Origin of the sequence: Actinokineospora auranticolor, assembly GCF_041897805.1 — a bacterium.
GTDB classification, from domain to species: Bacteria; Actinomycetota; Actinomycetes; order Mycobacteriales; family Pseudonocardiaceae; genus Actinokineospora; species Actinokineospora auranticolor.
The window spans coordinates 1,597,591-1,610,259 of sequence record NZ_CP154825.1; the positions used below are offsets into that span (position 1 = coordinate 1,597,591).

Sequence of the window (12,669 nt, forward strand, 5' to 3'; positions counted from 1 at the left end):
GCCAGACGGATCCGCGTGATCCCACGGGGATTCGACCCGTCCAGGCACGAGGCTCGGACGGCTGGCGGTGTTCGTCGCGTTCGGACTCGGGACGCCGACCGGGTGCGGTCGAGCGCTCGGCTGCTGGATCAGGACATGACTACCTCCGGCCTCGGTCGGGTGGTGGCGAGCCGGTAGGCGCCTTTCAGCTCGTCCACCACGGTGTGCGCGTCGCCGCGCAGCCGCGCCGGATCCGTGTGGATGGCCACGATCCCGGCCGCGGTCAGCCTGGCCGCGCGGTTGAGCGCGAGCAGACCGGTGCGCGGCGCCCAGGGCCGGTGGATGTCGGCGTCCCAGGCGAGGGCGACGTCGTCCCACCACGCGTCGACCACCGCGAGGTGCGCGTCGTCGGCCGTGCTCAGCCGAGCGGTCCAGGTGGGCTGCGGCAGCCCGGCCCGGTCCACCACCTCAGCCGCCCGGCCCGCGACCACCGTGCGCACGCCGCGGTCGATCTCGGCGAGCGCACGGCGCAGCAGGGTCGTCCCCCTGCTCCGGCCGCGAGCGAGTTCCTCATGCAGCTCGGCGATGGTGACCCCGCCCCGGTGCACGGCCTCCATCGCGAGCACCCGGACATCACCCGCGCCGGGTGTCCGCCTGCACGCGTCGACGGTCGCCCTGGCCAGTGGTGCGGTCGGGAACCCCTGTCGCCACAGCGGATCGGGCATCCGCGACGTGGTCTCCACCCGGACCGACCCGTCGTGCCGACTCGGGCGGCGGGCGGGCACCACCAGGTGGATGGCGCCGAACGAGGAGATCGGCACGCCGTTGAGCCACATCGCCTCCCGCCCGGTCACCACCGCATCGCCCTGCGTCAGGCGCATGGCCTCGCGCAGCCGCTGGACCCGGCTCGGGCCCGAGTCCGCGAGCACCACGACCTCGGCCGACGGCATGGGCCACGGACCTGGCGGGGCGCTCCCAGTGCTGATCAACGGTTCCGTCTCGATCGCGCCGAGCTGCTGATTCGTTCGCATGGACACGAGGTAACTCCGGTTGGGAAGCGCTGGAAAGCGATGCGGCTCGGCCTGTGGACAACTCGGAGGTATGTGGACAACTCGGAGAGGTCGGTTTCGCGTTCCGCGGCAACCCGCCGCGACCGTGAACGTCCCACCGATCGCGTACAGTCCCCGTCCCGAAGCACCGCGACACCCTTCTGGAAGGATGCGAGCGTGTCATCCCATCCCCGCCCGGTTCGCCGTTTCCTGCGCCGACTTCTCGTCGGTGTCGTGCTGATGGGCGTGCTCGTGGTGGGCGGCACGGCGTTCCGCGTCTGGCAGGTCGCCCGCGTCGACGACCGCGAACACGCCGACGCCGTAGTGGTTCTCGGCGCGGCCCAATACGCGGGCAAGCCGTCCAAGGTCCTCGAAGCCCGGTTACGCCAAGCCAAGACGCTCTTCGACCAAGGTGTAGCCCCTTACGTCGTGACCGGCGGTGGGCGGCGTGCGGGCGATAGGTACACCGAGGCCGAGGCTGGTCGTAAATGGCTCATCGCGCACGGGGTGCCTGCGGATCGCGTAATCGGCGTGGGCGAGGGCAACGACACGTTGGGCACACTCCAGGCCGTCGCCGCCGAGGTGCGCCACCGCGGTTGGGAGACCGCGGTGATCGTCAGCGACCCGTGGCACTCGCTACGCGCCCGCACGATGGCCAAGGACGCGGGCATCGACGCCTGGACCTCGCCGACCCACTCCGGTCCGATCGTGCAGACCCGCGAGACGCAGGCCAAGTACATCCTGCGCGAGACCGCCGCCCTGCTCTACTACCGGTCCACCAACGCCTCCGCCGACGGTATCGCGATTGACGAAGAAGTCGGCTGACCGACGTAGTCTCCCCTTGTGAATCCCGGTTACACCGACCACGACCGCGAGCGCCTCTACGTCGAACCTCCCAAGGGGGCGGTGCTACCGGGCACGTTCAGCGCGTCACGCAGCGCGTTCGACCGGGATCGCGCGCGGGTGCTGCATTCGGCGGCACTACGGCGCCTGGCGGGTAAGACCCAGGTCGTGGGGCCCAATGAGGGCACAGAGGTGCACGGCATCCCGCGAACGCGGTTGACCCACTCGCTGGAAGTAGCCCAAATCGGACGAGGTATTGCCGACGAACTCGGGTGCGACCCGGACATCGTCGACACCGCCGGGCTTGCCCACGACATCGGCCACCCGCCTTTCGGGCACAACGGCGAACGAGCTCTCGACGTCGTCGCCCAGCCGTGCGGCGGGTTTGAGGGCAACGCGCAGACGCTGCGCATCCTGACCCGCCTCGAACCCAAAGTCCTCGGTGACGACGGTTCGCCTCACGGTCTCAACCTGACCCGCGCGTCGCTGGATGCCGCCACGAAGTACCCGTGGCCCCGTCGTCCCGGCACGGTGAAGTTCGGCGTCTACGACGACGATTTGGCGGTCTTCACGTGGATCCGCGAAGAGGTCTCGGGTGACCAGCGCTGCGTCGAGGCGCAGGTGATGGACTGGTCCGACGACGTCGCCTACTCGGTGCACGACGTCGAGGACGGTGTGCGTTCGGGTCGGATCTCGTTATCCGCGCTGGCGGACACCTCGGAACGCGCGGTCGTCGCCCAGTTGGCGGCGAAGCACTTCTCCGTGGAATCGGCCTCGTCGTTGGGGGAAGCCGCGGTAGGGCTGCTGGAACTTCCCGTAGTGGGCGAGTTGGTCGCGCGCGAGTACGACGGCTCGTTGGCCGCGCAGGTAGCGCTCAAGCGGTTGACCAGTGAACTCGTCGGCCGATTCGCCGCCGCCGCGGTGACCGGGACGCGCGCCGAGTACGGCGACGGCCCGCTGGTCCGACACGCCGCGGGGCTCGTCGTGCCGCCGCGCGTCGCCGCCGAGGTCGCGTTGCTCAAGGCCATGGCGGTGCGCTACGTGATGAGCGACCCCGATCGGCTGGCGTTGCAGCAACGCCAGCGGCAGGTCGTCACCGAACTGGTCGCCGCCCTCCTCGACCGCGCGCCCGCTGCTCTCGAACCCGCTTTCCAACCCTCCTGGCTGGCGGCCGAGGACGACGCGCAACGGCTGCGAGTGGTCGTTGACCAGGTCGCTTCCCTCACGGACCAGCAGGCAATGCTCTGGCACAAGGCCTGTGGATAACTTTCTTCGCCGGGTTTGGTGAGCCGGCACACTCGAGGCACGGAAGAGGAATCGGACATCCGTCAGGAGCCACCGTGTCACATCTCGGTTTCACCCTCGACCTGCACCGGGCCGTCGCGTCGGACCCGGCCCAGCAGGTTTGCTGGTCCCCGTTCTCGGTGGCCAGCGCCCTGACCCTGCTCGCCCGCGGGGCCAAGGGAGCCAGTCTCGACGAACTCGCCGTCCTGCTCGGCGAACTCGGTGAGACCGGTGCCGAGTTGGGCGCGGCGGGCTCGCTGGAGCAGCCCCGGCCGGACGAGGAGCAGCCGGTCATCGCGGTGGCGAACACCCTGTGGGCGGACGCCTCCGTACCCATCGAATCCGGTTTCGCCGAGGAGTTGGCGAGCTGGTCCGGCGGCGTGGTGCGCAACGCGCCGTTCCGGGCCGAGCCGGAGAAGGCGCGTCGGGAGATCAACGCCGACGTGGCGGAGACGACGCGGGGGCTGATCCCCGAACTGGTGCCGTTCGGGACCTTCACCGCGGACACGGTGTCCTCTTTGGTCAACGCGCTGTACCTGAAGTGTGCCTGGCACAACAGGTTCACGCCGACCACGCCTTTGCCGTTCGCCACCGCGGGGCGAACGGCGGAGGTGCCCGCGATGTCGCTCAACGAGCGCATCGGGTACGCCCACCGGGACGGGTGGCAGGTCGTCGGCCTGCCCGCGGTCGGGGGAGTGGAAGCGGTGATCCTGCTTCCCGACGAGGAGCTGGCGGAGTCGGAGGCGGCCTTGACGGCGGGTTCGCTCTCCGATCTCCTGTCGGCTCCCGAACCCCGGCAGGTCCAGTTGGCCCTTCCGAAGTTGGAGATCACCACGCGCGCCGACCTCACGGCACCGTTGCGAGAAGTCGGCGTGCGAACGGTGTTCACCGACTCCGCCGACCTCACGGGCATCAGCTCCGAACGGCTGGCCGTGCAGCGCGTGCTGCACGAGTCGGTGCTGAAGGTCGATGAGGACGGGTTCGAGGGCGCCGCGGCCACGGCGGTCGTCATGCGAATGGTGTCGCTGGTCCAGACGGAGGTCGAGGTCGAGGTCAACCGCCCGTTCCTGGTGGTGGTCCGGCACAAGGGGACGGGGGTGATCTATTTCCTCGCGCGCGTTACCGACCCGTCCTGACCGCCGCCAGGCAGGGAGGCCCCGGCTGCCAGGGTGCCCTGGCGGCTGAGACGGTGCCCTGAGGGCATCCGGTTCTTCCAGGCAGTGCCCTGTGGGTCGTTGCCGGGTGCTGATCGGCGGTGAGGTGACCGATCGTGTGTGAGCGGTGAGCGAGTCGACCATGGGTACCGCGGCTCGACGCGCCATGTTCGAGTGGCTGGAGGCGATGACGCGGTCGTCGTCGTGCGAGTCCGGACTCGCACGACGGAGGACTGCTGGCCTTCGGCACATGGCGCATACCGCGCAACACGGTCGGGACTGCTCGGGTGGCCGAACGCCACGCCACGTGTGCCACCTGGTGCCGGGCTGAACTCGTCATCATCCTGCTGGTTGTGATGTCGAGTTATAGGGCGCTGTCTGAGTGCGGGGTGGTGTCCGTGGCGTGGTCCGCTCCGCTGGCGTGTGGCGAAGGCTGCTGTGGCGGGTCTCTCGGCACGGACCCGTGGCTGGCTTGTCACACCTGGCGGGGGTGTGTCGTCCTCGTGGTGAACGGCTGGATCGGGGCCGCGCACACGGGGAGGGCACATGCCAAGGATCACCGGGGTCAGTGCGGGTCAGGCGGGACCGGTGCTGCGGGTCTTGTTCTGGTTCGCCAAGAAGCGGTTCGGCGCCGTGCCGGAACCGTTCGCTGTCACGGCCCATCACCGCGGGTTGCTGCTGGCGTCCGTGAGGCACGAGCTGAGCGTGCAGCGGGCGTCGAAGGCGCTGCCCGCGAACGTCCGGGAACTCGCGGTGTACCGGGTGGCGCAGACGGTCGGCTGCTCGTGGTGCGTCGACTTCGGCACCATGCTGCAACGCCTGGAGGGCCTGGACATCGAGCGCCTCAAGCACATTGAGGAGTACGCCACCGCGGAGGCGTACTCCTACAAGGAACGCCTCGCGATCGCCTACGCCGACGCGATGACGGCGAACCCCATGACGGTCACCGACGAGCAGGTGACCGAGTTGACCACGGCATTCGGCAAGAAGGGAGTGATCGAGCTGACCTACCACATAGCGCTGGAAAACCAGCGCGCGCGGATGAACCACGCACTGGGCATCACCGACCAGGGCTTCACCTCGGGCGCCGCCTGCCGGGTGCCCACCTCCGGCGCCTAGGCCCCGGTCGGCAGCGGCAGGGGTCGGCGCGCGGTCGGCGCTTCACCGGGGCGCGCCGGTCGCGGCTGGCGAAGTCGTGGAAGACGCGGGTTACGGGGCTGGACGCCACGTCCCGGGCTTGGCGTGCTGAGCGTTGTGGCGTCGGTGGTTGCCGCGCGCATGGCGGCGGTCGCCGGATGGGTGCTGCCCACGGGCGCACGAAGACTGTGGCCGTGTGCGCCACCGCGATCCGTGCGGTCACGACGGCTCGGTGGTCTCGGCAGGTGTAGGGCGCCGAGGAGTGCGCGGAGTCCGTGCACGGCGCCGTGGAGGTCGTGGTGCGGACACTGGTGACCGAATCCACCGGGCCGACGGCGCGGTGGGTGCGCTGCGGCATGCTCGCCGTGGGCCGTGGGCCGTGGGCCGTGGGCCGTGGGCCGTGGGCCGTGGGCCGTGGGCCGTGGGCCGTGGGCCGTGGGCCGTGGGCCGTGGGCCGTGGGCCGTGTCTTGCGTGGGCGCGGCATGCGCGTGGCGTGGAGCTTGGCGGCGAGTCGGCGACTCGGTTGTGTCCAGTGTGGACATTGGCGATCGGTGTAGGGGTTGATGGGTGGTGGGGTTGGATCAGGGAGTGGGGAGGTTGAGGCCGGTCAGTTTGTCCGGGTTGGCGATGTCGTAGATGGCGTAGATCAGGCCGTCGCGGATGGCGAAGGTGGCCACTCGGGCGTCGCGGCCGTGGTGGGCTTCGCCTGCGGGGAGCGGGGGTAGGTACGCGCCCAGGTCGCCGTTGACCAGGATGGGTGCGCCGTTGAAGACGAGTTCGTCGTAGCGGCGGCGTAGGCCCAGGTAGAAGCGGGCGATGTTGTCCGGGCCGAGGACGGAGCGGCGGGCGGCGCGGGCCTTGCCGCCGCTGTCGGCGATCAGGGCGGCGTCCGGGTGCAGCAGGGCCACCACCCGGGACAGGTCGCCCGCGGCGATGGCGGCCACGAAGCGCTCCAGGACCTCGCGCTGTTCTTCGAGGGCGATGCGTGGGGGTGGGTCGGCTTGGGCCACGGCTCGGCGGGCGCGGGAGGCGTGTTGACGGGCTGTGGCGTCGGTGCAACCCAGCGTCGCGGCGATTTCGGCGAACGGGAGGTCGAAGGCGTCGTGCAGGACCAGGGCGACGCGTTGTTCCGGGGTCAGGCGGTCCAGGACCACGAGGGCCGCCATCCGGACGCCGTCGTCGCGGACGGCGATGTCCAGGGGGTCCTCGCTCGGTGCCGTGCCGAACGGGGTGACCACCGGTTCGGGGAGCCACGGGCCGACGTAGCGCTCGCGGCGGGCGGTGGCGGAGCGGAGGCGGTCCAGGCACAGGCGGCCGACGACGGTGGTCAGCCAGGCCCGCAGTTCGCGGATCCCCTCGCGGGCTTGTTCGTCCACAGCGGACAGTCGCAGCCAGGCTTCCTGCACCGCGTCCTCGGCGTCGGAGCGGCTGCCGGTCAGCCGGTAGGCGACACCGACCAGGTGGTCTCGGTGCTCGGAGAACCGCTCGGCCAGCGCGGTGTCGGTGACGCTCACCCCGTCATCGTAATGACGCCGCGGCCGCCGCGGGCCGGTCGTCGGGGGTGACGTCGGCGATGCCCGGTCGGGGGCGCCGCATACACTCGACGACTGTGGCTGGACGTATCCGGGAGAGTGACATAGCGCAGGTCCGCGAGCGCAGCCGGATCGACGAGGTCGTGGGCGAGTACGTCCAACTCCGGCGCGCGGGTGGTGGCGCGCTCAAGGGGCTGTGCCCGTTCCACGACGAGAAGACGCCCTCGTTCAACGTCCGCTCCACGCACGGCACGTTCCACTGCTTCGGGTGCGGTGAGGGCGGCGACGTCATCGCCTTCGTGATGAAGCTCGACCACCTGTCCTTCGTCGAGGCCGTGGAGCGGCTCGCCGAGCGGGTCGGGTTGCAGCTGACCTACGAGGGCGGCGGCACGAGCGTGCAGCGCGACCGGGGCACGCGGTCCCGCCTGGTCGACGCGCACAAGGCGGCGGCCGAGTTCTACGCCGAGCAGCTGCGCACCCCCGACGCGGTGAAGGCGCGGGAGTTCCTGGCCGAGCGCGGGTTCGACGAGGCCGTGGCGACCGCTTTCGGCTGCGGGTTCGCGCCCGGTGGCTGGGACAAGCTGACCAAGCACCTGCTCGGGCGTGGCTTCGAGGTGGCCGAGCTGATCAAGGGCGGGTTGGCCAAGGAGGGCAGGCAGGGGCCGATCGACCGGTTCCACCGCAGGCTGCTGTGGCCGATCAAGGACATCGGCGGCGACGTGGTCGGGTTCGGGGCCCGGCGGTTGTTCGACGACGACCAGATCCAGGCCAAGTACCTCAACACCAGCGAGAGCCCGATCTACAAGAAGTCCCAGGTGCTCTTCGGGCTCGACGTGGCCAAGCGGGAGATCGCCAAGCGGCACCAGGTCGTGGTCGTCGAGGGCTACACCGACGTCATGGCGATGCACGTCGCCGGTGTGCCGACGGCCGTCGCCTCGTGCGGGACGGCGTTCGGCGGTGAGCACATCAAGGTGCTGCGCCGGTTCCTAATGGACGACGACACTTTCCGCGGCGAGGTGATCTTCACCTTTGACGGCGATGAGGCGGGCCAGAAGGCGGCTAGAAAGGCCTTCGACGACGGCGAACAGGAGTTCGCCGCGCAGACCTTCATCGCCATCGCCCCTGATGGCATGGATCCGTGTGACTTGCGCCAAGCGAGGGGTGACGTCGCCGTGAGGGACCTTGTCGCGCGCAGACATCCCCTGTTTGCCTTCGCCATCCGCGCTGAGTTGGCCTCCTACGACCTCGACACTGCCGAGGGTCGGCTTGAGGCTCTGCGTCGCACTGCACCGCTGGTTGCCCAGATCAAGGACCATTCACTGCGCGACGAGTACGCCCGCCAGCTTTCGGGCTGGGTTGGCTGGGACGATGCACTAGTCGTGGTGCGCCGAGTGCGGGAGTTGGCAGGTGTCGGGGTTTCCACTAGCAAGCGGCGAGTACGCTCCACCGACCCTGACCAGGCTGCACTCGGTGTAGAAGTAGAGGGACCGCCTCGTCCCAATCCGGAAAACAAGTCGCTGGAGGCCCAGCGCGGTGTGCTCAAGATCGCGCTGCAGGAGCCAGCGCTTGCTGGCCCGGTCTACGACTCGATGCCTGTGGATGCCTTCACTGATCCTGCCTACGCAGCCCTGCACACAGCCGTGCTAACGGCCGGAGGCACCGCGTTAGGGCTGGCCGGCGCAGAGTGGCTAGCAGCAGTCGTCAAGCACTGCGCCTCACCTGTAGTACGCAGGCTCGCTCACGAGCTGGCCGTTGAACCGATTCCGTTGCCGGTGCGCAACCCGTCGATCGAACGATTCGCCTCGGGCGTGTTGGCTGGCCTTCAACTCGAGTTGGTCGCCAGGCAGATTGCCGAGATCAAGTCCCGGCTTCAGCGACTCTCGCCAGTCGAGCACCCCGACGAGGCGCGGGCTCTGTGGGGGGATCTGGTAGCAATGGAAGAGTGGCGCAAGGCGCTGAAGAGCAAGCAGGAATACGGGGGCATAGGTTGACCCCCGCGTCCCGGCGCGTCCCTCGACACGGTGACCCCTGCTCAGGTGGACTTCGGGGGCGGGCATGACCACGTTCCTGTCCCGGCTGTTCGGCGGCCTGCCCAGGGGTTTCGCGGGCGTGCTCGACCGCGCCGAGGGGGTCGCGGCCTGGGCCGAGGTGCGCGGTGGCGGCTACCTGGTCGCGACCTCCTTGGGACTGTGGATCCCCGACGGCGACGGCGCCCGCCGCGTCGGCTGGCACCTGGTGTCGAAGGCGACCTGGGGCGACGGGGTGTTCGTCGTGATCGAGGCCGACGAGATCGACCGGACGGGTGAGGCCGTGGTGCTCGCCGACCGCGCGCCGCGGCGCTTCGTGCTGGCGCAGCCCGGGAAGCTGCCGCTCGCCGTCCACCGGCGGGTGACCAGCTCGATCCGCTCCCGCCACCACCGCGACCTGCCCGGTGGCGGCGCCTGGTTCGTCCAGCGCAAGGTCCCCGGTCGCGACGGCACCGTGTTGCAGGTGCGCCCCGACCCGGGTACCGACGTGGAGTTGGCGCGGTCCATCGCCGAGGACGTGGCAGCGAAGATCAACCAGGGACTCGCGGACGGCTGATGGACGCGTTAAGGTAAACAGTACGTACGTACGGTTTGCTTGGAGGCGTCGATGTGGGACCCCGCGAAGTACCTGAGCTTCAGCGACCACCGGGCCAGGCCGTTCTTCGACCTGCTCGGCCGGGTGCGCGCCGAGAGCCCGCGCGCCGTGGTCGACCTGGGCTGCGGCCCGGGCAACCTGACCATCACCATGTCGCAGCGCTGGCCCAACACCCGGCTCACGGCGATCGACACCTCGGCGGAGATGGTCGCCGCCGCCCGGACGCGCGGCGTCGCCGCCGAGGTCGCCGACCTGCGCGAGTGGGTGCCCGACGAGGACGTCGAGGTGGTGATCAGCAACGCGGCCCTGCAGTGGGTGCCCGGGCACCCCGAGCTGCTGAGCCGGTGGGCGCGGGCGCTGCCGTCCGGCGCCTGGCTCGGCGTGCAGGTGCCGGGCAACTTCAACGCCCCCTCCCACGCCCTGCTGCGTGAGCTGGTGGCCGAGCCCGAGTGGTTCGACCGGCTGGAGCCGGTGCGGCTGCGCGAGGAGGACGCGACGCTCCCGCCGGAGGGCTACGCCGAACTGCTCACCGAAGCGGGCTGCGAGGTCGACGCCTGGGAGACCACCTACCTGCAGCGCCTCGACGGTCCGGACGCGGTGCTCGAGTGGATCACCGGCACGGCCCTGCGCCCGATCCGCGCGACCCTGGCCGACGACGACTGGCAGGAGTTCCGCACGGCCCTGGCGCCGCGGCTGGCCGAGGCGTACCCGCGGCGGCCGGACGGCACGACCTGGTTCCCGTTCCGCCGGGTCTTCTTCGTCGCCCGGATCCGCTGACGTGCGCGTCGGAATCCTGGCCCGCTACCCCGTGAAGTCGCTGCGGGGCGAATCGGTCGAGGTGCTGGAGGTCGACGGCCGGGGCGCGGTGGACGACCGCCGGTGGGCCCTCCGCGCGGCGAACGGGAAGCTCGGGTCCGGGAAGAGCACCAACCGGTTCACCCGCTTACCGCGCCTGCTGGACATGTGGTCCAAACGCGTCTGGGGCGTGCACACCGTCGTCGGGTTACCCGACGGCCGCGAGTACGCCACGGTCGACGAGAAGGTGCACGAGGCCGTGTCCGAGGTGGTCGGGCAGCCGGTGACCGTCGTCGAGGAAGGCGAGGTCCCGCACCTCGACGCGGGACCCGTCCACCTGGTCACCACCGCCTCGCTGCGGTGGCTGGGCGCGGAATGGGAGCGCGCCCGGCCCAACATCGTGATCGATGTCGACGGCGAGGACCGGGTCGAGGACGAGTGGATCGGCAGGCGGCTGACCGTCGGCACCGCCGAACTGGAGATCACCCGTCCGGTGATCCGGTGCGTGATGCTCGACCACGCCCAAGGCGAGTTGCCCGCCGTCGACCTGTTGCGGAACCTCGCCCCGCAGGACATGACCTTCGGCGTGTACGCCACCGTCCGCCGACCGGGTGTCATGGGAACGGGGGACGTGGTGCGGTTCGGGTGACGCGGGTGCTAGCCCTTGCCGCCGATCTTGGCCCGGGCGATGCCCGCGGCGCCCTGGACCGCCGGGTGGTCGACGATCCGCCGGTACGTGCGCAGGATCTGCTCGTACCGCCCGCGCCCCGCCTTCGCCCCGAGCACGTACCCCACCCCGGCACCCACCAGGAATCCGAACACCGGCACCTCCACCCTCGTCGACCCGCGCCGTCGCACCATCCTGCCGCACGCGGGCGATCACCGCTCCGGGCAGCTACGGGGTACCCCGCAAAACCGAGTGGCGGGTATGCGCTAGAGTTACCTCCGTCGGGTTGAACCCCCGGCGGAGGTGCCCTTCCTCCATAGCTCAATTGGCAGAGCATTCGACTGTTAATCGAAGGGTTGCTGGTTCGAGTCCAGCTGGAGGAGCCGAGAAGAACCCCAGGTCGTTGACCTGGGGTTCTTCTCGTTGTGGCGCACGCGGTTACCGCTATGACGGCCCGTAACTCCTGGCGTTCACCCGATCTAGCGACTTCTCGACCAGAGTTGATCAAGTCGCGCCATCCTCGCTCCCCGGACGCACACCCTGGGTAAGATCCTCCGGGTTGGGGGCGGTAGCTCAGCCGGTTAGAGCAGAGGACTCATAATCCTTGGGCCGTGGGTTCGAGTCCCACCCGCCCCACGGACTTGGGCTACCCATGTCCACGGACTGCGTGGACATGGCGTCCGTCATCGATTCTGGGGGCCGAGCCCCCAGACCTCCACGGTGCGAGCTTCTCCCGACCCAGCGTGGGGGAGTGGCGGGGGACCAGCGTGGGGAAGTGGCGGGGGGAACCGGCGCGGGATGGGTGTGCGTTCGCCGGAACCGGGTGGCGAGACTGTCGGGCCGGTGACGGGGTTTGCGGGGTCGGGCGGCGGGTTCGCCGGGCCGGTTGATGTGGGTGCGGGGCTAGTTGGGGTTGTGTGTGGGTGTGGGCGGCGTGAGTGGGCCGTTGCCGGGGGTGGTGTGGTGGTGGGGAGTTTGCGGCTGGGGTGTCTGTTGTGGACGGTTATTACCTGGCACGGTCGTAGGTGGTGGCGATTTCGCCGTGGGGGCCACGGGATAGGTGGATGAGGGTCCACTTGGTACTCGGGAGGTTTGTGGTGAAGAGGGGGGTGCCGCCGCCTGCGATCTCCGGGGTGGTGATCAGGTGCAGGCGGTCGATGAGGTCGGCGGCCAGTAGGGGCTTGAGGACGGTTGGGCTGACGTTGACGAGGATGTCGCCTTCGCCGGTTGTTTTGAGGTCGGTGATGACGTCGGTGGCGGGGGCGTTGACGACGCGGGTGTTGTTCCAGGGGGCCGTGGTCAGGGTTGTGGAGAGGACTAGCTTTTCCACGTCCACCAGCCACTTCGCGTAGGCGCGGTCGCGGGGGTCGGCGGTTTCGTCCGTGGCGACCGACGGCCAGAAGCCCAGGAAGCCCTCCGCGCAGTTGCGGCCCAGGACGGCGGTTGTGGCGCCGTTCCAGATGCGGGTCAAGTGGTCGCGGGCCACGTCGGTGACCGCGTACGGGACGATCGCGCCCAGGTCGCCTGGGCCTGCGGGGCCGTTGTAGCGGCCGTCGAGGGTGATGTTGATGTTGGCGGTCACCTTGCGGGGCATGGCGGTGGTTCC

General features: G+C 69.9%; 12 protein-coding genes and 2 tRNA genes. 10 read left to right on the forward strand and 4 right to left on the reverse strand.

What is annotated here, in order from left to right; genetic code table 11:
* Window positions 1–128 precede the first annotated feature (128 nt).
* The gene (locus tag V5P93_RS07615) at window positions 129–929 is read right to left on the reverse strand and encodes a hypothetical protein (RefSeq protein WP_104478658.1); all 801 of its coding nucleotides are present in this window, start codon (window positions 927–929) and stop codon (window positions 129–131) included.
* A 339-nt stretch (window positions 930–1,268) separates the two neighbouring features.
* Between V5P93_RS07615 and V5P93_RS07620 the strand changes: the two genes are divergently transcribed.
* The 4 genes from V5P93_RS07620 to V5P93_RS07635 all read left to right on the forward strand — a co-directional run bounded on the left by V5P93_RS07620 (window position 1,269) and on the right by V5P93_RS07635 (window position 5,428).
* On the forward strand, window positions 1,269–1,853 hold the full coding sequence (locus V5P93_RS07620) for a YdcF family protein (protein ID WP_104478773.1): 585 nt from the start codon (window positions 1,269–1,271) through the stop codon (window positions 1,851–1,853).
* An 18-nt stretch (window positions 1,854–1,871) separates the two neighbouring features.
* Window positions 1,872–3,137: a deoxyguanosinetriphosphate triphosphohydrolase gene (locus V5P93_RS07625; RefSeq protein ID WP_104478659.1), complete on the forward strand. Its 1,266-nt coding sequence runs from the start codon at window positions 1,872–1,874 to the stop codon at window positions 3,135–3,137.
* A gap of 74 nt (window positions 3,138–3,211) precedes the next feature.
* On the forward strand, window positions 3,212–4,291 hold the full coding sequence (locus V5P93_RS07630; protein ID WP_245931200.1) for a serpin family protein: 1,080 nt from the start codon (window positions 3,212–3,214) through the stop codon (window positions 4,289–4,291).
* A gap of 564 nt (window positions 4,292–4,855) precedes the next feature.
* Complete coding sequence (locus tag V5P93_RS07635) at window positions 4,856–5,428, forward strand: carboxymuconolactone decarboxylase family protein (protein WP_104478661.1); 573 nt, start codon at window positions 4,856–4,858, stop codon at window positions 5,426–5,428.
* Between the two features lie 600 nt (window positions 5,429–6,028).
* On the opposite strand, the gene V5P93_RS07640 is transcribed toward V5P93_RS07635, so the two are convergent.
* Window positions 6,029–6,961 carry a sigma-70 family RNA polymerase sigma factor gene (locus tag V5P93_RS07640; protein WP_104478663.1) on the reverse strand — a complete coding sequence of 311 codons (933 nt, stop codon included), beginning with the start codon at window positions 6,959–6,961 and terminating at the stop codon, window positions 6,029–6,031.
* Between the two features lie 95 nt (window positions 6,962–7,056).
* Between V5P93_RS07640 and dnaG the strand changes: the two genes are divergently transcribed.
* From dnaG to V5P93_RS07660, 4 genes are all read left to right on the forward strand, one after another.
* Window positions 7,057–8,970, forward strand: coding sequence for a DNA primase (gene dnaG / locus V5P93_RS07645; RefSeq protein ID WP_104478774.1), 1,914 nt, complete (start codon window positions 7,057–7,059; stop codon window positions 8,968–8,970).
* 64 nt (window positions 8,971–9,034) lie between these two features.
* Entirely contained in the window at window positions 9,035–9,562 is a 528-nt protein-coding gene (locus V5P93_RS07650) for a hypothetical protein (RefSeq protein ID WP_104478664.1), read from the forward strand.
* 51 nt (window positions 9,563–9,613) lie between these two features.
* The gene (locus tag V5P93_RS07655; protein WP_104478665.1) at window positions 9,614–10,378 is read left to right on the forward strand and encodes a trans-aconitate 2-methyltransferase; all 765 of its coding nucleotides are present in this window, start codon (window positions 9,614–9,616) and stop codon (window positions 10,376–10,378) included.
* Window position 10,379: 1 nt separating this feature from the next.
* Window positions 10,380–11,045, forward strand: a complete 666-nt coding sequence (locus V5P93_RS07660) for an MOSC domain-containing protein (protein WP_104478666.1) — start codon at window positions 10,380–10,382, stop codon at window positions 11,043–11,045.
* Between the two features lie 8 nt (window positions 11,046–11,053).
* Here V5P93_RS07660 and V5P93_RS07665 read toward each other — a convergent pair whose 3' ends face one another.
* On the reverse strand, window positions 11,054–11,218 hold the full coding sequence (locus V5P93_RS07665) for a hypothetical protein (RefSeq protein WP_181043421.1): 165 nt from the start codon (window positions 11,216–11,218) through the stop codon (window positions 11,054–11,056).
* Between the two features lie 155 nt (window positions 11,219–11,373).
* Between V5P93_RS07665 and V5P93_RS07670 the strand changes: the two genes are divergently transcribed.
* Window positions 11,374–11,446, forward strand: a tRNA-Asn gene (locus V5P93_RS07670).
* A gap of 179 nt (window positions 11,447–11,625) precedes the next feature.
* Window positions 11,626–11,699, forward strand: a tRNA-Ile gene (locus tag V5P93_RS07675).
* 370 nt (window positions 11,700–12,069) lie between these two features.
* On the opposite strand, the gene V5P93_RS07680 is transcribed toward V5P93_RS07675, so the two are convergent.
* Window positions 12,070–12,657 carry a dihydrofolate reductase family protein gene (locus tag V5P93_RS07680; protein ID WP_104478667.1) on the reverse strand — a complete coding sequence of 196 codons (588 nt, stop codon included), beginning with the start codon at window positions 12,655–12,657 and terminating at the stop codon, window positions 12,070–12,072.
* Window positions 12,658–12,669: the final 12 nt, after the last annotated feature.

What these genes read in the sequence shown, in the direction of transcription:
- V5P93_RS07615 (WP_104478658.1), bottom strand. Translation starts at nt 929, where the DNA reads ATGCCGTCGGCCGAGGTCGTGGTGCTCGCGGACTCGGGCCCGAGCCGG.
- V5P93_RS07620 (WP_104478773.1), top strand. Translation starts at nt 1,269, where the DNA reads ATGGGCGTGCTCGTGGTGGGCGGCACGGCGTTCCGCGTCTGGCAGGTC.
- V5P93_RS07635 (WP_104478661.1), top strand. Translation starts at nt 4,856, where the DNA reads ATGCCAAGGATCACCGGGGTCAGTGCGGGTCAGGCGGGACCGGTGCTG.
- V5P93_RS07650 (WP_104478664.1), top strand. Translation starts at nt 9,035, where the DNA reads ATGACCACGTTCCTGTCCCGGCTGTTCGGCGGCCTGCCCAGGGGTTTC.
- V5P93_RS07655 (WP_104478665.1), top strand. Translation starts at nt 9,614, where the DNA reads ATGTGGGACCCCGCGAAGTACCTGAGCTTCAGCGACCACCGGGCCAGG.
- V5P93_RS07680 (WP_104478667.1), bottom strand. Translation starts at nt 12,657, where the DNA reads ATGCCCCGCAAGGTGACCGCCAACATCAACATCACCCTCGACGGCCGC.